Source organism: Halopenitus sp. H-Gu1 (assembly GCF_041821145.1).
In the GTDB taxonomy this organism is placed as follows: Archaea; Halobacteriota; Halobacteria; order Halobacteriales; family Haloferacaceae; genus Halopenitus.
Window position 1 is genome coordinate 98,479 of sequence record NZ_JBGUBC010000001.1, and the last position, 19,840, is coordinate 118,318.

A 19,840-nucleotide genomic window follows, 5' to 3' on the forward strand; every position below is an offset into this window, starting at 1 on the left:
TGGTCGCCTTCGATCACGACTCCATATCGAGTCCCCACTCGGCGGCCCGTTCGGCGGCCTCCTCGCGTGCCTGCTCGCGGAGCGTGTCGATCCGGTCGTCGTCAGCCAGAAACGACTCGACGGCGCTATGGCTCGAAGAAGGATCGCTTTCCACGAGTCGTTCGGACGGAGCCCGATCGCGGGTTCGATCGGCAAGCGCCGGCGCGTCGGCCAGTTCCTCAGCGGGCATGCCGGGAGGAACGCGGAACGCCTCGTTCTCGTGGAGCCGATCGAGGGCGTTCGCGGCCAGTTCGTGGAGTTCGATCCGGTAAGGCCCGGCGACCGCGACGTCGGCGAGCGCAGCGGAGCCGCCACGATCGGAGGCGGGATTGTATGCGAGTACCGGCACACCATCCTCGAAGGTTACCACACCGTGGGTGTCGCCGTCCAAAAGCAACGTCTCCTGTGGAACGAGCACGAGGTATCCGGTCAATCGGGTGGAAAGTGCCGTCTCGAGCGGGTCGGCGGGGTCGGAAACGACGTGCGAGCACTGCAGTTCGCCACGCGGGACGGGAACGTGACCGAGCGCGAACGATCGGTCGTCGTCGCGATCGCGGCCGGGAGCGCGCCGGCCCGTTCGATCGCGCTTGGTCATACCGTGTCGGGGACGACCGCGCTCCGGAACCGGTCCGCCACCTCGCCGCCGTCGCGATCGCGAACGTCGATCGCCGCCGCGGCCTCCCGAAAGGCATCAGCCACGATGCTTTGGGGGGCGTACGCGAGAAGCGGCTCACCAGCCGCACGAGCCTCACGGACCACCTCCGCGGCCGGCACTTGCGCGAGCGTCGGCCCGCCGAAGTGGCGTTCGGCCTGACTCGCCACGCGATCGGCGTTCTCACGGACCTTATTGAACAGGACGCCGGCGGTCGTAGTCCCGTAGGCCCGCGCGTACTCTTGAACTTTCAGCCCGTCCGAGATGGCGGGAATCGTTGGCTGACTCACGATCACGACCCGGTCGGCGAGGACGATCGGCAACACGGCCGACCGCGATCCGAGGGCCGCAGGCGAGTCGAGAAGCAACACGTCCGTTCCGGCGGCCAGCTGTGCGATCACCTCCCGAAGCCGGGATGGATCCGCTCGCTCGAACCCGGACAGGGAGGTACCACACGGAACGACGGTCATCCCGAATCGGTCGTAACTCGCGGCGGAGACGTCCGTGGCGGTCCCCTCGAGGAGGAGATCGTGAAGCGTTACTTCGACGTCGTCGAGACCGGCGTGAAACAGGAGATTCGCCATCCCGGTGTCGGCATCGACGACCGTCACGTCGTGGTCCGCCGAAAGCGCCATTCCGAGTGCGAGCGTGCTCGTCGTCTTGCCGGTCCCCCCTTTCCCGCTGGCGACCGCAAACGCCTCAACCATCGATCAGTACTCGACACGGCCGCCTAAAAGTGGCACGGGAGCGGATCGACGACGACGTTCCAGGAGACGGTCGCCACGCAGTCGGCGGGATTCGGGATCGAAACCCCTTTCATATAAAATCGAGTACTATCACGTGAGCCGAGGTAGCCTAGCCTGGCCAAGGCGGCAGATTCGAAATCTGCTGTCCATACGGACTCAAGGGTTCAAATCCCTTCCTCGGCGCTCCTCCCGTTTTGACGCTGAAAGCGGTCGATTATGCCCCATCCAGCGATCGCTGTGTCGACCCTTCCTCACGAAGTCGTCGGCGACGCTTATCGTAGGCCGCCTCGAGTTTCGCGTTCGTCGCTCGCGAGAGGAGATAACAGTCGACCTCGCCGCCGTCTTCGGGATGAGCCGCGGCGATCCAGACGTGACCGTCACCCGTAGAAAGGTCCGCTGCCCATCGTTCCGCGGCCTCGCGATCGGCGAACTCCCGGCGAGAGCCCTCCTCGAGGACGATAGTTCCTACTTTCGCGTTTCGCTTTCGTGCCGACGGCTTGATCGCGACGACGACGCTCACGTCCGTCGGTCGGACGCGATCGGATAAAAACCCCGTCAGACGCCCGTCACCGTCGGGGGCGAGCGAGTCGTTCAGTCGTCGGCCGGTGCCGGCTCGCTGGACTGACTGAGCGTGTCGCCACACAGCCGGTCGAGTGCGTCGACCATGGCCACGACGCTTGCGCGTGTGATGTCGGCTTCGGCAGCCTCGACGGTGACGGTGCGGTCGCCGCGGGAGAGTTCAACGACGACGGTGACGACTGCGTCGGTGCCGCCGGTGATCGCATCGACGTGGTAGGACTCGAGCTCGAACTCGACGTCCTCATCGGCAAGCGCCTCGCGGACGGCGGCGACGGCGGCGTCGACGGGACCGGAGCCGTGTCCGGAAGCGACCCGTTCCTCGCCGGCGACCCGCAGGCGAACGGACGCCGTGGGGAGTCCGGACCCCGAGGACGCGGTGAGATCGAGCAGTTCGACCTGGCGATCGCGTTCCCGTTCGCGGACGTCGTCGGCGATCGCAAGCAGGTCGGCGTCGGTGACGCGCTTGCCGCGGTCACCGAGGTCCTTGACGCGTTCGACGATCGACGCGAGCTGATCGTCGGTGACGTCAACGCCGTGTTCGGAAAGTGCGGCCGAAACGCCCGCGCGTCCGGCGTGTTTCCCGAGCACGAGCCGACGTTCACGGCCCACGGTCTCCGGCGGGTACGGCTCGTACATGGCGCCGTCCTTCAGCGTGCCATCGGTGTGGATCCCGGATTCGTGCGCGAAGGCGTTCGTCCCGCAGACCGCCTTGTTCGGCGGCAGGGAGACGCCGGTCGCATCCGAGACGGTCCGAGCGAGCCGATAGAGCTGCTCGAGATCGACCGTCTCGATGTCATAACACCTGTCGAGGGCGATCGCGACCTCCTCTAAGGCGACGTTGCCGGCACGCTCGCCGACGCCGTTTACCGTCGCGTGGACGAAATCGGCGCCAGCACGGAGGCCGGCGTGGACGTTCGTCATCCCGAACCCGAGGTCGTCGTGGGTGTGGACCCCGGTCGGCCCGACCGCGGCGAGCCGCGAGACGATCTCGAAGGTCTGTTCCGGTCCGGCGGCACCGACGGTGTCACAGTAACAGAATCGGTCGGCACCCGCATCCAGTCCCGTTCGAGCCATCCGTTCGAGGTAGTCGAGATCCGCCCGCGAGCCGTCCTCGCCGAGCAGTTCGACCCACAGGTCGTGGTCTTTCGCGTAGACGACGAGCTCCTCGACGGTCTCGAGGACCTCCTCGCGGGTCGATCCGACTTTCGTCTCGACGTGGCGGTCGGAGGCCGGGACGACGAGATTGATGCCGTCGACTCCACACGCAAGCGCATGATCGATGTCGGATTGTACGCCACGGGCAAAGCTCGTGACGGTCGCATCGAGTCCTTCGGCAGCGACCTGGCGGATGCCTTCGCGTTCACCCTCCGAGGTGCACGCGGAACCAGCCTCGATCACGTGGACGCCGACGGCATCCAGCTCCCGAGCGATCTCGAGTTTCCGATCCGGGGTCAACGAGACGCCGGGCATCTGCTCGCCGTCGCGAAGGGTGGTATCGAGCAATCGAACGGAATCGCGGTCCGAAAGCGGGGTGAAAACGGTATCCTCGGTCGGCCCGTCGTGAGAAGGGCGGGCCGGATAGTCGTTGTTACCGGAGAATTTCACAGCCAGCCGCCGTGTGGCGACTTCCTCTATCCTCCGAATTGCCACGAGTGTTTCGTGTCATTCGTACTCGTGAGGTGGAGAGCCACACTAATAAGCTATCGGGTTTTGCCGGTAAACATACCCGTTCGCCGGCACGACTCACGACTCCCGACCGGTCTCGATGACGTCGATCGCATCCCCTGGGTCGACGGCGGCAGCGGATCCGGCCGGCAGTTCGATCACGGTATCACCGCGAGCGAACCCGATCCCGACGAACGGACGCAGTCGCTTCGTCTGCGTAACGGTACCGTCCACGACCCAGACGGCATCGATCGAAACGGGCACGAAAAGCATGTGCAACGTTCGTGTCTCGGCCGTCTCGAAGGGAAACACGAGCGCGTAGTCGTCGGGGATCGATCGTCGAAACATCAGTCCTCTCGCCTTCGAAAGCGTCGAGTCGGCGATTTCGACATCGGTTGCGATCGTCCGACCGGTCGAGGCGTCACCGGTGTCCGAGTCGGGAACCGAGCTGGGAGCCGAGTTACCCTCCGAGTCGGAAGTCGAGTCACGTCCCGAATTGGAAGTCGAGTCGAAACCAGCGGGCCGATGACGGATTCGACTGTCCGGAGCCGAAACTGGAGACGAGAACGCGGTCACTCCTCGCCCTCGTCCCCGATCAGGTCGTCGACCAGTCGCCGAAGCGTCGTCAGCGGATACTGCCCGGGTGCGGTCGCGTTCGCGGGGTCGATCGGGGCATACCCGATCCGCGAGCCATACACGGGCGCCACGGCGCGTGTGTGTTTGCCGGGGGTGCCCATACACATCGTCGCCACCGTGTGCCCCGCCGCGGTCGCCTCACGGGTCGCTTGCAACATCGCGAGCGCGTCATCCCGGGAGGTGGCCATCGTAGCGACCTTGCCGACGTCACCCGCCTGCGCGGCGTCAGCAAGGATATCCACGAGCGCCTCAGTTGGCGGCGTCGACTCGAAGTCGTGTGCGGAGGCGATCACACGCACGCCCGCTTCCCGGGCCGTCTCCCGGAGCGCGTTCGCGTGGGATTGCTCGATATCGGGGTCCGGCGCAGTACCACGAAGCGCCGCAAGTTCGATGTCAACTGCGACGACTGCGTCATGGGTGACCGCCTCCGTGAGCGCCTCGTACCGTGCAAGCGAGTCGGCCTCGCCGCCCTCCCAGTCGGCACGGTCGGTGACGATGACCGGGAGCGTCCACTCGGAGTTGGCAAGCGCGGCGAGGGGGTCCTCCGCGAGATCCATTCGAAACTCGATGGCATCCGCCGCGGACCGAGCCGCAGTGGCCTCGGCGGGATCCGCTGTACTCGCCGCGAGCACGAACTCCTCAAACATGTCGACATCTGGGTCCCGGACCGACTTAGGAGTGCCTGTCGACCGTTAGGCGAGAGAGCCGAGCCGACGGAGAAACGGAATCGAAACGGAGGAGATCGAAACCGCCGACTACGCGATGAGGCCTTCCTCGGCCTCGAGCAACTCGTGGTAGCGGTTTCGAATGGTGACCTCGGAGATGTCTGCGACCTCCGAGACGGCCGCCTGCGTCGTCTTCTCGTTTGTGAGTAGCGCGGCGGCGTAGACGGCGGCAGCAGCCAACCCGACCGGGGATTTACCGGAGTGAACGCCTTTCTCTTTCGCGTTCTTCAACAACTGTTTCGCACGCATCTCGGACTCATCGGAGAGTTCGAGCGCGGAGGCGAACCGGGGGACGTACTGTTCGGGGTCGGCGGGTTTGACCTCCAGTTTGAGCTCTCGGACGACGTATCGGTACGTCCGGGCGATCTCCGACTTCTCGACGCGGGAGACCTCCGATATCTCATCGAGCGAGCGCGGAACGCCGGCCATCCGCGCGGCCGCATAGACACACGACGTCGAGACGCCCTCGATCGAGCGACCGGGAAGCAGGTCCTCGTCGAGCGCGCGGCGATAGATGACCGAGGCCGTCTCACGAACGTTGTCGGGGAGGCCGAGCGCGGAGGCCATACGGTCGATCTCACCGAGTGCCTGCTTGAGGTTGCGCTCCTTGGAGTCGCGCGTTCGGAACCGCTCGTTCCACTTGCGGAGTCGCTGCATCTTCTGGCGCTGGCGACCCGAAAGCGATCGGCCGTAGGCGTCCTGGTCTCGCCAGTCGATGTTCGTCGACAGGCCCTTATCGTGCATCGTGTTCGTCGTGGGGGCGCCGACTCGCGATTTCTCGTCCTTCTCGCGGGAGTCGAACGCGCGCCACTCGGGGCCGCGGTCAACCGAGTCGGCCTCGACGACGAGCCCACAGTCCGAACAGACCGTCTCGCCGTGTTCCTCGTCGGTGACCACGTGGCCGTTACACTCCGGACAACTCAGTCCTTCGTCGCTTTCAGTTTCGCGCTGGGACGTTCTCTCCCGCATGTGTGTGCGTTCACTCATAGGTGCCATCCCCCTCGGACGGATCAATAAGAACCGAGGAAGTGCTTACGTAAAGGACGGGCGAACAACACTTAAAAGGACCGGAATCCATCCGGCAAAGAATCGAATGAATGATCACGATCATCGGCGACTACTTCTGTCTCGGGCGGGACGGAGTACCAAAGCGCCCTTGTCGTGGGCGATCGATCGGTGACTATGGATTCCCCGCGCGTCGTCTCGTTGGCGCCGAGTGCCACTGCGACGATCACTGCACTGGGTGCAAGCGACCGTCTCGTGGGCGTGACCCACCACTGTGCGGTCGAGTCAGGACAGTCCCCTGTCTCCGTGGGTGGATGGATGACGCCCGATCTCGATCGGATCGACCAACTCGATCCGGATGTCGTCCTCACCAGCGACGGCCTGCAGGCGGAGATCGCGGAGGAACTCCGTCAGCGGGATCACCACGTGATCCACCACGAACCCGCCTCGCTCGCAGAGGTGGTGGCCTCGTTTGCGGACGTTGGCGCCGCGATCGGCCGCCCGGATGCCGGCGAACGCCTCGTGGAGAACGCTCGTGATCGGATCGACGTGGTCTCAGGAACCGTCGCCGAACGACTTGAGAGATCCGACCAGTCCCGACCCGTCGTCTACTGTGAAGAGTGGATGGATCCGCCGATGGCCGCTGGGAATTGGGTACCAGACGTCGTCCGGACGGCCGGCGGTCAGTATCCGTTCGTCGATCCCGGCGAGCGCTCCCGGGAGATCGACGAGGAGACGGTCCGTTCTCACGATCCCGACCACGTGGTCCTTCATCCGTGTGGGTATGGCGATCGCGTGGATCCGAGCGTGGTTCACGATCGTGGCTGGGACCTCGATGCGGAGGTACACGTCCTCAACGACGATCTCCTGAACCAACCCAGCCCGAACCTGCTTGCTGGCATCGAGCAACTCGCCGAGACACTCCATCCCGAGGCCTTCCGCGAAGAGTGAGGCCCACCGACACCGACTTGTTCTCGCCCCGCCGAGGACCGGTATGCGAATCGGCGTCGGGAGTTCGAACCCGGTGAAACGCGAGGCGGTCGTAACGGCGGTCGGCGACGCCACGCTCGATGACGACTCGCCGAGTACGATCGAGGCCATCCCGGTCGAAACGGGCGTGAGCGAACAACCCCGCGGCCACGCTGAGACCATCCGCGGTGCCCGAACACGGGCTCGAAACGTCGTCGCGAATGGCTACGACCTCGGCGTGGGACTGGAGGGTGGTGTCGCCGAGTTCGAAGGGGTCGAGGGGTTGTTTGTGATCATGTGGGCTGTCGTCGACGACGGAACGACGATCGGATCCGGTTCGGGACCGAGCGTCCGACTGCCGGTGGAGATCGAACGACGTGTCCGAAACGGCGAGGAACTCGGGCCGGTCATCAACGACGTTCTCGGGGAGGACGACGTCGCGACGGGGCGGGGAGCGATCGGCGTCTTCACTGCGGGACGCGTCGATCGGGAGGACGCGCTTGCGGTCGCCGTTTCGAGCGCGCTCGCACCGTTCCTCACGGACCGCTACGAGGCGAACGATCGCCCCGAGGGTTAACTCCGAGAGAGGCACAGCCACCCCGTGTTTCGCTAGCCGTCCCGGAACGGAATGCGGGTGTACGATACGGACGTTCCGGGAGCGTCAGCCGTCCGTATCGTCTGTACGCCAGGGACAGGGCCTCTCAACGGTTCACAATGGTCGTGTTGAGGATCAAGCAAACGGTCCATCTCGACTATTCACTCGCTGAGTGCGTCGGTCTCGTTCACGTCCGAAGTCTCCTCGACGGCGGTGGTGAGTGAGACGTTGAGCGCCAGCATCGAGATGACCCCGCCGACGAGCGTCACGACGTTCTTGAGGGCGTGATCGAGGACCGCCGCGCCGAGTGCCGTCGAGACTCCGATCGGGGTGAGTCCGACGACGAGGGCGGTGAAGGCCCCCTCATAGAGGCCGATCCCGCCGGGGGAGATCGGAATCACCTTCGCGAGGTTGCCGACGCTCACCGCGAAGAAACAGACGGCAAGCAGCGTTACGGGGTCCAATACGACGTCGAGCGCGAGGAGGACCAGCGCGGCTACGAGAACGTCGATCACCCAGATAGCGATGCTCGTTGCCCCGACACGCGAGAACGCGATGGGATCGCCACCGACCCGCTGGAGATCACCGACGAACCGCTCGAGAACGTCGGCGACTGCCTCTCCATAGGAATCTCCGCTTATCCGGGAGACGATCGACCGTATCCGGTTCGTGTCCGAACGCGCCGAAAACACCACTCCGAGCACGGTCGCGATGGCGGCCAGGCCGACGCCCATCGCGACGAAGGCTGCCGTTCGCCCCGCCGGATGGCCGCCCGAGATCGCGACGATCACTTCACCGAGACGCCCCGAGGCGGTGTAGCCGACGAGGACGACGCCGGAGAGTCCGGCAAGCGTCAGGAGATCGAAGACGCGTTCGGCGGCGAGCGATGCGAATCCGGAGGGATATGGGATCGATCGTCGCATCTTCACGATGTACGCCCGAACGGCGTCGCCACCACGGGCGGGCAACACGAGGTTGCCGGTCTGGGAGATGAACACCGCGCCGGTGAGAAATCCGGACCGTTCGACGAAGCCGAGTTCGCGAAGAATGTCTCCATACCGATAGCCGCGGATGGGCCACGAGAGGGTGTACAGAACGACTGCAACCCCGAGGAGGCGGGGATTAGCTCGGCGCATCTCGCGAAGGACATCCCCGAAGTCGATGTACGTCGACATCAACGCGACCGCGACCGCGACTAAAAGCAGTCCGGCGCCAAAGCTCACTCGCGGCGTGATCCGGGGTCGAACCGACAACTGCCACCACAGGCGCCCGATCTGTGATCCCATCCCGAGGACGTCACGGACGAGATCGACCTTCGTGTCTCCTTTCGGCTCCCAGGAGACCGGGAACTCCTTGATTCGGTACCCCTCCCGTTGGGCCCGTACCAATAGCTCGGTGTCCCAGAACCAGTGGTCGTCCTCGACGTCCGCTATGAGGTCACGGAAGGCATCGCGTGATATCGCTTTGAACCCACATTGGTGATCGCGAACCTCCGATCCGAGAAGCGTCCGAACCAGGAGATTAAACCCGCGCGAGGGGATGCCCCGCTTGGCAGGACGCTCCGCCTCACGGCCGGGCATCCATCGGGACCCCGTGGCAAGATCGTACTCACCGGACCGGACCGACTCGACGAGCTCCTCGAGGTGGGACATATCCGTCGCGAGATCGGTATCGAAGTAGACGAGAACGTCCCCGTTTGCGGCCTCGAAGGCGCGTTCGAGCGCGCCGCCACGTCCCAGCCGATCGTCGCTGTGAACGTGTCGAACCCGGTCATCCGCCGCCGCGAGTCGATCGGCGATCTCCGGTGTCCGGTCCGCACAGCCATCCTCGGCGACGATCACTTCGAAATCGTCCTCGGACAGGAACCCGGCGAGCGTCGAGAGCGTCGTCTCGACGGTATCCTCGAGGGTGGCCTCCTCGTTGTAGGCGGGAAGGACCACGCTCACGGTCGGATCGCCGGTGGACCCGTTCATTGTCGCCACATGGCCCCGGCCGAGGTAAGTACCTTCTGAAGCGACCGATGGTTCAAATCCCCGACTCGCTTCGAGGATCGTACCCACCACCCCCGCTATCGAGGACCAGTAGGCGTCGAGCGACGAGCTGATCGACCGACGGCGCGGCGTTAGCCGATCCTACCAAACCACCCTTTTGTCGGCGGCGTCTCCATACGTATATGAGCACCACGTCCACGGGGCAGACGACGGGCACGAACCTCACGGAAAAGCAACGCCGTATCCTCGCGTACCTCCGATCGAACGTGGACAGCCAGACGTACTTCAAATCGCGGCTCATCGCGGAGGATCTGGGATTGTCGGCGAAGGAGGTCGGGGCGAACATTCGGTCGGTTCGCGATGCATCGACCGACCTGTCGATCGAAAAATGGGGCTACTCGTCGGGGACGACGTGGATGGTCGAACGATAACCGTCCGATCGGAGACGAACGTCTCGATCGAGAGAGGAGACACCCATCGTCCAGCGCGTTTTTTGCACCCGGGCGACTACGGACGAGCGTGACCGAGGTCGCGTTATTCGACATGGACGGGGTGCTTCTTGAGGGGGACAGGACCGATCCCGGCGTGTACCGGGCAGCTGCACACGATGCCCTCCGTGAGTACGATATCCGACGGATCGACGACGGCCACGCATCAGTCCTGGAGGCGAGCGAGTACCGGGCGGAGATGACCGACGCGTGTCGGTCGCTGGGAATCGACTGCGACGAGTGGTGGCAGTTACGCGAGTCATCTGCCTCCCGGCGGGCCAATGCCCGGATTCGATCCGGCGAACGATCGCTGTATCCCGACGCCGAGGCGGTGCTGGAGCTTCCCGACGAGCTACCGACCGGTCTCGTGAGCAACAACCGCCGAGAAACTGCGGAATTCGTCGCTGACTACTGTTTTCCCGGCCGCTTCGACGTCGCGATCGGTCGAAATCCGACGATCGCCGATTACCACCGGAAGAAGCCGGATCCGGAGTTCCTCAAGCGTGCACTTGCGGCGCTCAACGTTCGGACCCCGGAATCGGGATACTACGTCGGCGATCGCGGCACGGACGTTCTCGCCGCCGAACGTGTGGGCCTCGAGTCGATCCTCATCGAGCGGCCACACGTGGACGTGGGGACGCTTGCGTCCGAACCGGACCACGTAGTCCCGTCGCTACGAGAGGCAGTTCGGATCGTCACGGATCTCGGGGGAGAGTAGAACACAGGGGAAAACGACAGCTCACCGCGAAGAGGAACGATCGGCTATCCGAGTCAGTCGGTCGGAGACGAGTCATATCGAAGATGTTTCGCGGCGTCGTCCGCGAACTCCCTGGCGTCGGGACCAAAGGAATCGGCATAGCGGACGATCAACACGATGAGGCGTTCGGGATCGCGGACGGTATAACCGTCCTCCCGATCGAGGAGTCCTGCCGCCTCAAGATCCGCGGCGGCCGAACTGATCGTCGACCGGGAGACGCCGATCGCGGACGCGATCTCCGATCCGGTCGCCGCCGGATCGCGAAGGAGTTGAAGGATCGTTCGACGCGGCGTCTCCCGCCGGAGATAGCCGAGCGCTTGCTTGTCGGACGAATCGAACCGACCGGCAGGATAGAATCGTCGGTAATCGCCGTCCTTCAACGATTCGAGATCGTCGGCTGAGACGAGCCGACGGAGGTGATACTGCGTCTCGCCGGTGCCGAGCCGGAGATCGTCCCGGATCTTCGAGAAGTGGGCGCCGGGCGTAGTCGCGACGTACCCTCGGATCGCCTCGCGGGTCTCGTTGTCCGCAGGTCGGTCGGCCGAGTCGTCGTCCCCGCCGGTCGCACGCGCCGATCCGACGAACGGAGCGGCCGCTCCGAGGGCGGCAAACCGCCGAAGCGTCCGCCGTTTTCGTTCGTCGACGTCGTCGGTCACGACTGAAGAGTGTCGAGCATCGGGTAAAAACTCGTCGCTCAGCGTGGTGGTCCCTGACACGAGCGATTCGCCCGTGATCGACGGTTACTCGGATTCGGTCTCGAGGTTCTCCTCGGAAACCGCCTCGTCCATCTCCTCGATCACCTCGTCGGGGGGCTTGATATGGCCAACATCGCCGGACTTGACGGCTTCAGCCTCCTGTTCGAGTTCCTCGATGTCCATCTCCGCCGCCTCGTCGATCTGTCCGAGGATCTCGTCGATGTCGTCGAGACCGAGCAGCTGTCGGGTCTCTTCGTCGAACTCGAGCGCTTCGAGCCCCTCACCTTCGCTTTCGACGTCAGAGCCGGTCAGGTGTTTGCCGTACCGCCCGACGAGGCTCGTGAGCTCCTGTGGGAGCACGAACGTCGTCGATTCGCCCTGGCCGATCGCCTCCAGAGTCTCCATTCCACGTTCGATCACCGCACGTTCGCCCATCGCCTCCGAGGATTTCGCACGGAGGACCGTCGAGATCGCATCACCCTGTGCTTCGAGGATCTGACTTTGTTTTTCCCCTTGTGCACGGATGATGTTCGATTGTTTGTCCCCCTCCGCCTGCTCGACGGCCGAACGACGTTCCCCTTGCGCTTCCAGGATCATCGCGCGACGGCGGCGCTCCGCGGATGTCTGCTGTTCCATCGCCTGCTGGACGTCCTGGGAGGGATTGACCTCCCGAACCTCGACGCTTTCGACGCGGATTCCCCACTCGTCGGTCGGCTCGTCGAGTTCCTTTCTGATTTTCGCGTTGATCTCCTGGCGTTTGTTGAGCGTGTCGTCGAGTTCCATATCGCCGAGGACGGCCCGAAGCGTCGTCTGTGCGAGATTCGAGACCGCCTTCTTGTAGTTATCGACCTCGAGGAACGCCTTCTTTGCGTCCATCACCTTGATGTAGACGACCGCGTCCGCGGTAACCGGGGAGTTATCGCGGGTGATCGCCTCCTGTCTCGGGACGTCGAGGGTCTGTGTCCGCATGTCGAACGCGTAGGTTCTGGAGACGAACGGCGGGATGACGTTCATACCCGGTTGGAGCAGCTGTCGATACTCCCCGAAGACGGTGAGTGCCTCCTTTTCGTAGGCGTCGACGATCTCGATCGACTGCCAGATCGCGACGAGGACCAAAACCAGAAACAGCAGGCCGATCGGTGCAAGCCCGAATCCGGTCTGGAGGACGGTCAAATCCATACGTCTGATTAACACATGGCAACCATAAGCGTTCGGTCGGTTGCTCAGCCAAACCCGGAGCCGCTAGCCGTTCTCGGTCTCCGTTTCCACGTCCGGATCCCGTGCCCTGTCCGTCTCGACGTCGACGTCCGCAGTGTGCGTTCGATCGGCCGCCAGCTCGCGATCGATGTCGTCCTCGATGGCCGACAGCGACTCGACGGTGACGACGTTTCCGCCGCCGGGATCGACGACCATGACCTCCGTTCCCTCGGGGATCGAACCGTCCATCGAGCGGGCCGAGTAATGAGGATTAAATCCGCCCGCGGAGAGTTTCACCTCCCCGCCGGTCTCCGTGACTGTTTCCGTGACGCGACCGGTCGTTCCCGTCAACGAACCACTGTCGCGCGTCTGCCGCTGTCCCTTTCCGCCGTAGATGTCGAATTCGTGGTAGCCGTAGAAGGCGATCGCCCCGAAGAACAGCGCGAACACCCCGAGAAGGAAGGGGCTCGCAAGCGGAGCGAACGCGAGCCCGACCGCTCCTGCCCCCAGGAGAGCGATCCCGACGACGATGAAGTTGGCACCGGGCGCGATCGCCTCGGCGACCGACAGCGCCAACCCGATCGCCAACAGCAAAAGCGGGAGCGTCTCGGGCCCGAAGAGGTCCAACTGGAACAGCAGCTCCATACATGGAGTAGGGGCTCCAAGGGATTAAGTGATTTCACGAAGGGACGTTCAGCCCGCAGACCGCACGGATACTCCCCCGTAATACTCAAAACGCAGTCAGGACGACGGCGACCGTGAGCATGACGCCGAGTGTCACGAACGTCGCGTGGATCGGATCGATGGGTTCGGGTTCGATAGGCCCCCCGCCGGGACTGGGTTCCTCGACGAGCCCGTCCGGGCCGACGTCATCGAGGCCAAATTGCCACTCCATCTCCTCGTCATCGTCGTCTCCGTCCTCGCCGGCCCGCGCGTGTCCCCGACCGCGGTCTCCCCGAGTCATGGTCCAGTATTGGACGCGGATCGATAAATGGCTGGTGGGTGCGACACCGAGACGTGTTCCACTGGCGGATCGGCGATAGCCACACGAGTCACTACCGTTGGGAGTGCGGTCGAACGTCGCCCTCGTAGATGACGCCGCGTTCGCCATCCATCGTCACGACCTCTCCATCAGCGATCCACGAGGGGAAGGAGACGCCGGATATCATCGGCACGCCGAGTTCGCGTGCGATGACCGCCGGATATCCGGTCATACCCGGACGCGCTCCGACGATCCCCCCGATCATCGAGAGATCGCCCGTAAACTCGCCGTCGAAGTCCTCCGAGAGGACGACGATCGACGTCTCCTTGAGCGACGAGAGGTCGCCGTCGGTAAGCCGCACGATGGGAGCCGTCGTCCGACCGCTCACGACGGACTTGCCGGTGGCGATCGTCTCCGCGGCGACGTGAACCTTCAACGTGTTCGCCGTGTCCGTGCCCTCCAGTCCGGACATCATCCCCAGCAGGACGACGACCGTGTCGCCCGAGGTCGCGGCGCCGGCGTCGATCGCCGCCTCGACGGCGTTGTCGAGGACGTGCTCGATGTCGGTAGCGTAATCCGCGTACTTGGGCTGGACACCCCACGAGATCGCGAGCTGGCGACGCACGCGGTCCGTGGGAGTGGCCGCGACGACCGGCACCCCGGGACGGAACATCGCCGTCTTCCTGGCGGTGTAGCCGGATTCGGAGACTGCGACGACCGCGGACGCTCCCACATCCCGGGCGAGATACCGCGCCGAACGGGCGATCGCCTCGGTTCGGGATCCCTCGTCGGCGGTCGGAACTCGCTGTTCTCTGGTCTCGGCGTACTCCTCGCTCGATTCGATCTCCCGAACGATCCGGTCCATCGTCTCGACGACGCGAACCGGATGGTCGCCGATCGCGGTCTCACCCGAAAGCATCACTGCGTCGGTGCCGTCGAGGACGGCGTTCGCGACGTCGGAGGCTTCCGCTCTGGTCGGGCGACGCGAGCGGATCATCGAATCGAGCATCTCCGTCGCGGTGATCACGGGCACCCCTGCATCGACGCACATACGGATGATCCGCTTTTGGATGACCGGGACGTTCTCAAGGGGACACTCGACGCCGAGGTCACCGCGGGCGACCATCACGCCGGCGGCGGCATCGATGATCCCCTCGAGATTCTCGACCGCCCCGGCGCGTTCGATCTTTGCGATGACCGGGATATCGTCCCCGCCGTACTCCTCGAGACGGTCGGTGATCGTGTAGACGTCGGCCGCATCACGAACGAACGAGGCAGCGACGAAGTCGGCTCGCTCCTCGGCGGCAAGGCGCAATTCGCGTTCGTCCCCTGGCGTGATGAGATCGACGTCGAGCACGACGCCGGGGAGGTTGACGCCCTTCCGTGAGGCCAACTCGCCGCCGGAGTCGATCCGCGCGATGACGGTCCCGTTCTCGACGCGCTCGACGGTGGCCTCGATCCGGCCGTCATCGAGAAGCACGGTGTCGCCGGGACCGGCTGCGGCGATGGAGTGGGTGAGCCCGACCGCCTCGGACGTCGCCGTCTCGCCCTCCAGAAACCGAACCTGCGATCCGGTTTCGAGGTGGACCGGCTCGTCCGTTTCAGCCGTTCTGACCTCCGGCCCCTGGAGATCGACCATGACGGCAAGCGGCGAGTCCGTGGCGTCGTCGACCGCCCGCACGCGCTCGATCACCGTTCGTCGGTGATCGGTGGTGCCGTGGCTCGCGTTGAGCCGTGCGACCGCCATGCCGGCATCCGAGAGCGCCCGGATCGTGTCCGTGTCGTCCGACGCCGGGCCCAGCGTACAGACGATCTTCGCGTTTCGCATACGACGCCGTTGTCGGGGCGCGTGAAAAAGCCTCCTGAACGTCCACCCGCGAAGCCGCTCGCGTCGGAACGATCAGGTCGATCGAGTTGATTGGTTCGGTTGAGTTGCCCGGCACCGATCCGAGCCGCTACCGGACCGTCTCGCCTGGCTCCGCGTCCCCGTGGGTCGTGAGGAGGTCGGCCTCCTCGCCGGCGGCAAGCACCATCCCGTTGGACTCGACGCCGAACAGCTCTGCGCGCTCCAGGTTCGCGAGAACGATCACGGTTTTGCCCTCGATCGCGTCGAGATCGTGTAGCTGTTTGATCCCGGCGACGATCTGACGCGTCTCGACGCCGATGTCGACCTCGAGACGCGCAAGTTTGTCCGCTCCCTCGATTCCCTCGGCCGAGAGGATTCGGCCGACACGGAGGTCGAGATCCTCGAACTCCTCGAATCCGATCCGATCCTCGGCGACGGGTTCGAGATCGACGTCATCGGCCGCAACGGCGCCTTCCTCATCATGGTCGGCTGTCTCATCCTCGTCGTCGGATTCCGCACTCGCCTCTCCCTCGGTGGCCGCAGCCACTCGCTCCTCGAGTTTCGCGTTCAGTTCCTCAACGCGCTCCTCGGGGATCTTCTCGAAGAGTTCATCCGGCTCGTCGAACGCTCCCGCGGGCGGCGCGCCGGCGTCGTCGAGCGTCGTCTCGTGGACCGATCCGTCCTCACCGAGTTGAGCCCACAGCCGCTCGCACTTCTCGGGGGCGATCGGCTCGAAGAGGACGGCGATCGCCTTGGCGATCTGTACACAGTCGTAGATGACCTGGGCGGCCGCATCGGGCTCCTCGTCGACGAGCGACCACGGCTCATTGCGCTGGATGTACTCGTTCCCGAAGCCCGCGAGATGGGTAACGGCGTCGCCGAGATCGCGGATCGAATAGTCGTTGACCGCCTCGGCGACGGCTGCCTTTGCCTCGTCGATCCGGGCTTCGACCTCGTCGCTTGGCGCGTCGACTGTGGCCGGCGCTCCGTCGTAGTTGCGGTGGGCGAACAGCAACGACCGGTAGAGGAAGTTGCCGATCGTACCCACGAGTTCGGTGTTCACGCGCTCGCGGAACCGCTCCCACGAGAAGTCGACGTCCTGCTGGAAACCACCGTTCGTCGCGAGGTAGTAGCGCAGCAAGTCCGGGTGAAAGCCCTCATCGAGGTATTCGTCGGCCCAGACCGCGCGGTCGCGGCTCGTCGAAAAGCCCTTCCCACCGAGAGTGACGAATCCCGAGGCCATCACCGCACGCGGCTCGGTATGGCCGCTTGCGTGCAACATCGCCGGCCAGAAGATCGTGTGGTGCTGGATGATGTCGCGGCCGATCACGTGAACGATCTGGCCGCCGTCGTGGTCGGCGTCGTCCCGCCAGGCGGACTCCCAGTCGAAGACGTCCGCGCCGACTCGCTCCGTATACTGTTTCGTGGCGGAGATGTACTCGATCGGCGCGTCGACCCAGACGTATAAGACGAGATCGTCCCCGTTTCCGTCTCCATCCCCACCGTCGTCGCTCCCGTCGTCGTCGCTTCCGTCATCGTCGCTCCCGGCATCATCGTCGGGATAGTCGATCCCCCAGTCCATATCGCGAGTGATACACCAGTCCTGGAGTCCCTGTTCGATCCACTCGCGCGGCTGGTTCCGGGCATTTGAGGTGCCCTCAAGCCGGTCGAGGAACTCGGAGAGGTAGTCGGCGAACTCCGAGACCTCGAAGAATTTGTGGGTGCGCTCGCGGTATTCGGCAGGGTTGCCGGTGATGGTGGAGACCGGCTCCTCGATCTCGCCGGGTTCGAGGTGGCGTTGACACCCCTCGTCGCACTCGTCGCCACGAGCCTGAGCCCCGCAGTAGGGACAGGTTCCTTCGACGTATCGATCGGGGAGATACTGGTCGTCGATGGGATCGTAGGCGACCATGATCGTCTTCTCGTAGACGTGGCCGCGGTCGTCGAGTTCCCGGACGAGATCGCGGGTGAGTTGGACGTTGGTCTCGTCGTGGGTGTGGCCGTAGTTGTCGAACTCGACGTTGAACTTCGGGAACGTCTCGGCGTACCGTTCGTGCCACTTGAGTGCGAACTCCTCGGGGGAGACGCCCTCCTGTTCGGCGTTGACGGCGACGGGCGTCCCGTGCATGTCCGAGCCGCTGACGAACGCCGTTCGCTGGCCGAGTCGTTCGAGTGCGCGGGCGTACACGTCGCCGCCCACGTAGGTGCGGAGGTGTCCGACGTGCAGGTCGCCGTTGGCGTAGGGCAACCCGCAGGTCACCACCGCGGGATCGTCTGTGGGAAAGTCTTCGTGGCTCATGGATGGTCTCCTCGTCGTCGCTCGTGAGCGTATCCGGGAATGCCGGCCTAAAGCCCGCCGATCCGTTGCGCGTCTGGTTTATAAACCGGGGACGAATCGTCCGGACCCCGCCGGTCGAAGAGCCGGCAGGCGTCGGACGGACGGCAGCCGCGCACGAATCCCTAAGTACTGGGGGGACGTGGGATCGATCATGTGGTCGCCCCGGAATCGCCGGGATCGAAAGACGGTGGTCTGTATCGCCTGTGGTGACTCGCTTCTTCGCTCGGAGGCCCGCGAATACGACAAGGAGGGCGATCGGTGGGATCGTCGAAACAAGGAGTTCGAACATCTCTGTCGGGACTGTCACGACGATCTGTGTCACCAGCCGCGTGCGGGCTTGGAGTCGCTTCTCTGCTCGATCGACGCCGGCAGGCAGGACCGCTCCACGTTCCTCGAACGGTACACGTCGGCCGTCGAGGCAGGACGAGAGAGTTCGGACCCGTCGGCGGACGGCGACCGCTCCGGATCCGATCCCGATCCGGAGTTCGACTCTCGGACGGACCCGGATGGGGAGTTCGACCGCGATCGCGAAAAATAACCGCCAGGACCGTCGCCGCTGCGACCAAGACGGCCTGCCGACCCCGACACGCCTTTCTATCCGACACGCGTTATCCCAAACATGTCAAGCGATGCGCGAACGACGTCGGATTCCGGCGACGACCAGGGACCGGTCCGGGTCACGGAGGCAGTGGCGGAACAGTTGGCGGAGAAGCGTGAGGAACTCTTCGAGGAGTTCGAGATCCAAGACGAGTTTCCCCCCGAGGTACTCACGGAGGCCAAGAAACGCACCGAAGGCGTTCAAACCGAGATCGAGGAGGCCATCGAGGACCGCGAGGACCTGCGGGATTTGCCCACCTGGACGACCGATCCGATCGACGCCCAGGACTTCGACGACGCGATCTCGATCGAACGCGAGGAGGATGCCTACCGGCTGTGGGTCCACATCGCCGACGTCACCCATTACGTGAACCCGGAGACGTCGATGTGGGAGGAGGCGATACAGCGGAGTAACACGGTCTATCTGCCGGCCTACACGGTCCACATGCTGCCGCCGGTCCTCGCGGAGACGGTCTGTTCACTGGTCCCGAACGAGGACCGACTCGCCCACACCGTCGAAATGGAGATCGACGACGAGACGCTCTCTTTCGAGGACGTCGATATCTACAAATCCGTCATCAATTCGGACGAGCGGCTCACCTACTCGGAGTGTGAAGATCGTCTGGAGGACGAGGATGCCCCGTTACACGAGGAGAACGTCCTCGCGTTCGAACTGGCCGACCGGATGCACGAACAGCGCAAGGCGGATGGCTCGCTCGTGTTGAATCCCCGCCGCGACCGAGCACACACGATCATCGAGGAGTCGATGTTGAAGGCCAACAAGGCGGTGACGCACACGCTGATGTGGGACCGCGGCGTCGAGGCGATGTATCGGGTCCATCCGCAGCCGACCCCCGATCAGTGGAACGATGCGCTCAGAGAGATCCAGGAACTCGAGTCCGTGTCGATCCCCGGCTCCTCCTGGGACGACCCCAGAAAGGCGGTCAACGCCGCCTTAGAGGAGTCGCCCGACCGGCAACTCAATAAGATCCAGCGGGCCGTCCTGAAGGTGATGCCGCGCGCGAAGTACATGAACGATCCATTCGGGGGCCACCACGCGCTCAACTTCGACATCTACGGTCACTTTACCTCGCCGATCCGCCGGCTCTCGGACCTGATCAACCACTGGATCGTCCATACGAACGACATTCCCGAGAACCTGATCAAGCTTTGCGATCGCGCCTCGGACAAACAGAAGGACGGCGAAACCGCAGAACGGCTTTACAAGCAGTTTATCCAGGAGATCGGGATCGATCCCTACGCGGTCAACAACCGCGGTCTCGAGGTCGTCGAGGACCCCGAGGAAGCCGACCACGACATCTGAGCGGGCAACGACGG

General features: G+C 64.4%; 20 protein-coding genes and 1 tRNA gene. 7 read left to right on the plus strand and 14 right to left on the minus strand.

Translation table 11 applies throughout. From position 1 onward, the window contains the following. Positions 1 to 13 precede the first annotated feature (13 nt). Both ACERIT_RS00475 and ACERIT_RS00480 read right to left on the minus strand, forming a co-directional pair. Positions 14 to 634 carry a hypothetical protein gene (locus ACERIT_RS00475; RefSeq protein ID WP_373672831.1) on the minus strand — a complete coding sequence of 207 codons (621 nt, stop codon included), beginning with the start codon at positions 632 to 634 and terminating at the stop codon, positions 14 to 16. Beyond that, a complete protein-coding gene (locus ACERIT_RS00480; RefSeq protein WP_373672832.1) occupies positions 631 to 1,398 on the minus strand; it encodes a P-loop NTPase in 768 nt (255 codons plus the stop codon). The genes ACERIT_RS00475 and ACERIT_RS00480 overlap by 4 nt, the downstream gene beginning before the upstream one ends. Positions 1,399 to 1,535: 137 nt before the next feature. On the opposite strand from ACERIT_RS00480, the gene ACERIT_RS00485 reads away from it, so the two are divergent. Then, positions 1,536 to 1,620, plus strand: a tRNA-Ser gene (locus ACERIT_RS00485). A gap of 31 nt (positions 1,621 to 1,651) precedes the next feature. On the opposite strand, the gene ACERIT_RS00490 is transcribed toward ACERIT_RS00485, so the two are convergent. The 5 genes from ACERIT_RS00490 to ACERIT_RS00510 all read right to left on the minus strand — a co-directional run bounded on the left by ACERIT_RS00490 (position 1,652) and on the right by ACERIT_RS00510 (position 6,029). After that, the gene (locus tag ACERIT_RS00490; RefSeq protein WP_373672833.1) at positions 1,652 to 1,957 is read right to left on the minus strand and encodes a hypothetical protein; all 306 of its coding nucleotides are present in this window, start codon (positions 1,955 to 1,957) and stop codon (positions 1,652 to 1,654) included. Positions 1,958 to 2,028: 71 nt separating this feature from the next. Further along, entirely contained in the window at positions 2,029 to 3,666 is a 1,638-nt protein-coding gene (locus ACERIT_RS00495; protein WP_373672834.1) for a (R)-citramalate synthase, read from the minus strand. 93 nt (positions 3,667 to 3,759) lie between these two features. Further along, positions 3,760 to 4,083 (minus strand): DUF192 domain-containing protein, encoded by a 324-nt coding sequence (locus ACERIT_RS00500; protein ID WP_373673061.1) that lies wholly within the window; start codon positions 4,081 to 4,083, stop codon positions 3,760 to 3,762. A gap of 170 nt (positions 4,084 to 4,253) precedes the next feature. Beyond that, entirely contained in the window at positions 4,254 to 4,964 is a 711-nt protein-coding gene (locus tag ACERIT_RS00505) for a type I 3-dehydroquinate dehydratase (RefSeq protein ID WP_373672835.1), read from the minus strand. A gap of 108 nt (positions 4,965 to 5,072) precedes the next feature. Continuing rightward, entirely contained in the window at positions 5,073 to 6,029 is a 957-nt protein-coding gene (locus ACERIT_RS00510) for a transcription initiation factor IIB family protein (protein WP_373672836.1), read from the minus strand. Between the two features lie 195 nt (positions 6,030 to 6,224). On the opposite strand from ACERIT_RS00510, the gene ACERIT_RS00515 reads away from it, so the two are divergent. After that, positions 6,225 to 6,998 (plus strand): cobalamin-binding protein, encoded by a 774-nt coding sequence (locus ACERIT_RS00515; protein WP_373672837.1) that lies wholly within the window; start codon positions 6,225 to 6,227, stop codon positions 6,996 to 6,998. 43 nt (positions 6,999 to 7,041) lie between these two features. After that, positions 7,042 to 7,593, plus strand: coding sequence for a DUF84 family protein (locus ACERIT_RS00520; protein ID WP_373672838.1), 552 nt, complete (start codon positions 7,042 to 7,044; stop codon positions 7,591 to 7,593). 179 nt (positions 7,594 to 7,772) lie between these two features. Here ACERIT_RS00520 and ACERIT_RS00525 read toward each other — a convergent pair whose 3' ends face one another. Next, on the minus strand, positions 7,773 to 9,584 hold the full coding sequence (locus tag ACERIT_RS00525) for a flippase-like domain-containing protein (RefSeq protein WP_373672839.1): 1,812 nt from the start codon (positions 9,582 to 9,584) through the stop codon (positions 7,773 to 7,775). 200 nt (positions 9,585 to 9,784) lie between these two features. Here ACERIT_RS00525 and ACERIT_RS00530 point away from each other — a divergent pair, with 200 nt between their 5' ends. Then, positions 9,785 to 10,033, plus strand: coding sequence for a hypothetical protein (locus ACERIT_RS00530; RefSeq protein ID WP_373672841.1), 249 nt, complete (start codon positions 9,785 to 9,787; stop codon positions 10,031 to 10,033). Positions 10,034 to 10,121: 88 nt separating this feature from the next. Continuing rightward, complete coding sequence (locus tag ACERIT_RS00535; protein ID WP_373672842.1) at positions 10,122 to 10,808, plus strand: HAD family hydrolase; 687 nt, start codon at positions 10,122 to 10,124, stop codon at positions 10,806 to 10,808. Positions 10,809 to 10,861: 53 nt separating this feature from the next. Here the strand turns inward: ACERIT_RS00535 and ACERIT_RS00540 are convergent, their stop codons facing one another. The 6 genes from ACERIT_RS00540 to metG all read right to left on the minus strand — a co-directional run bounded on the left by ACERIT_RS00540 (position 10,862) and on the right by metG (position 17,866). Further along, positions 10,862 to 11,503, minus strand: coding sequence for a winged helix-turn-helix transcriptional regulator (locus ACERIT_RS00540; RefSeq protein WP_373672843.1), 642 nt, complete (start codon positions 11,501 to 11,503; stop codon positions 10,862 to 10,864). Between the two features lie 84 nt (positions 11,504 to 11,587). Continuing rightward, positions 11,588 to 12,721: an SPFH domain-containing protein gene (locus ACERIT_RS00545; RefSeq protein ID WP_373672844.1), complete on the minus strand. Its 1,134-nt coding sequence runs from the start codon at positions 12,719 to 12,721 to the stop codon at positions 11,588 to 11,590. A gap of 63 nt (positions 12,722 to 12,784) precedes the next feature. After that, positions 12,785 to 13,384, minus strand: a complete 600-nt coding sequence (locus ACERIT_RS00550) for an NfeD family protein (RefSeq protein ID WP_373672845.1) — start codon at positions 13,382 to 13,384, stop codon at positions 12,785 to 12,787. An 85-nt stretch (positions 13,385 to 13,469) separates the two neighbouring features. Next, positions 13,470 to 13,703 carry a hypothetical protein gene (locus tag ACERIT_RS00555; RefSeq protein ID WP_373672846.1) on the minus strand — a complete coding sequence of 78 codons (234 nt, stop codon included), beginning with the start codon at positions 13,701 to 13,703 and terminating at the stop codon, positions 13,470 to 13,472. Between the two features lie 91 nt (positions 13,704 to 13,794). Then, a complete protein-coding gene (pyk, locus tag ACERIT_RS00560; RefSeq protein ID WP_373672847.1) occupies positions 13,795 to 15,549 on the minus strand; it encodes a pyruvate kinase in 1,755 nt (584 codons plus the stop codon). Between the two features lie 127 nt (positions 15,550 to 15,676). After that, on the minus strand, positions 15,677 to 17,866 hold the full coding sequence (gene metG / locus ACERIT_RS00565) for a methionine--tRNA ligase (RefSeq protein WP_373672848.1): 2,190 nt from the start codon (positions 17,864 to 17,866) through the stop codon (positions 15,677 to 15,679). A gap of 190 nt (positions 17,867 to 18,056) precedes the next feature. Here metG and ACERIT_RS00570 point away from each other — a divergent pair, with 190 nt between their 5' ends. Both ACERIT_RS00570 and ACERIT_RS00575 read left to right on the plus strand, forming a co-directional pair. Then, positions 18,057 to 18,443: a hypothetical protein gene (locus ACERIT_RS00570; RefSeq protein WP_373672849.1), complete on the plus strand. Its 387-nt coding sequence runs from the start codon at positions 18,057 to 18,059 to the stop codon at positions 18,441 to 18,443. A gap of 81 nt (positions 18,444 to 18,524) precedes the next feature. Continuing rightward, a complete protein-coding gene (locus tag ACERIT_RS00575) occupies positions 18,525 to 19,826 on the plus strand; it encodes a ribonuclease catalytic domain-containing protein (RefSeq protein WP_373672850.1) in 1,302 nt (433 codons plus the stop codon). Positions 19,827 to 19,840: the final 14 nt, after the last annotated feature.

Coding starts and splice junctions, on each gene's coding strand:
- ACERIT_RS00475 (WP_373672831.1), bottom strand. CDS start 634: ATGACCAAGCGCGATCGAACGGGCCGGCGCGCTCCCGGCCGCGATCGC.
- ACERIT_RS00480 (WP_373672832.1), bottom strand. CDS start 1,398: ATGGTTGAGGCGTTTGCGGTCGCCAGCGGGAAAGGGGGGACCGGCAAG.
- ACERIT_RS00505 (WP_373672835.1), bottom strand. CDS start 4,964: ATGTTTGAGGAGTTCGTGCTCGCGGCGAGTACAGCGGATCCCGCCGAG.
- ACERIT_RS00510 (WP_373672836.1), bottom strand. CDS start 6,029: ATGAGTGAACGCACACACATGCGGGAGAGAACGTCCCAGCGCGAAACT.
- ACERIT_RS00515 (WP_373672837.1), top strand. CDS start 6,225: ATGGATTCCCCGCGCGTCGTCTCGTTGGCGCCGAGTGCCACTGCGACG.
- ACERIT_RS00520 (WP_373672838.1), top strand. CDS start 7,042: ATGCGAATCGGCGTCGGGAGTTCGAACCCGGTGAAACGCGAGGCGGTC.
- ACERIT_RS00525 (WP_373672839.1), bottom strand. CDS start 9,584: ATGAACGGGTCCACCGGCGATCCGACCGTGAGCGTGGTCCTTCCCGCC.
- ACERIT_RS00530 (WP_373672841.1), top strand. CDS start 9,785: ATGAGCACCACGTCCACGGGGCAGACGACGGGCACGAACCTCACGGAA.
- ACERIT_RS00545 (WP_373672844.1), bottom strand. CDS start 12,721: ATGGATTTGACCGTCCTCCAGACCGGATTCGGGCTTGCACCGATCGGC.
- ACERIT_RS00550 (WP_373672845.1), bottom strand. CDS start 13,384: ATGGAGCTGCTGTTCCAGTTGGACCTCTTCGGGCCCGAGACGCTCCCG.
- ACERIT_RS00555 (WP_373672846.1), bottom strand. CDS start 13,703: ATGACTCGGGGAGACCGCGGTCGGGGACACGCGCGGGCCGGCGAGGAC.
- pyk (WP_373672847.1), bottom strand. CDS start 15,549: ATGCGAAACGCGAAGATCGTCTGTACGCTGGGCCCGGCGTCGGACGAC.
- metG (WP_373672848.1), bottom strand. CDS start 17,866: ATGAGCCACGAAGACTTTCCCACAGACGATCCCGCGGTGGTGACCTGC.
- ACERIT_RS00570 (WP_373672849.1), top strand. CDS start 18,057: ATGTGGTCGCCCCGGAATCGCCGGGATCGAAAGACGGTGGTCTGTATC.
- ACERIT_RS00575 (WP_373672850.1), top strand. CDS start 18,525: ATGTCAAGCGATGCGCGAACGACGTCGGATTCCGGCGACGACCAGGGA.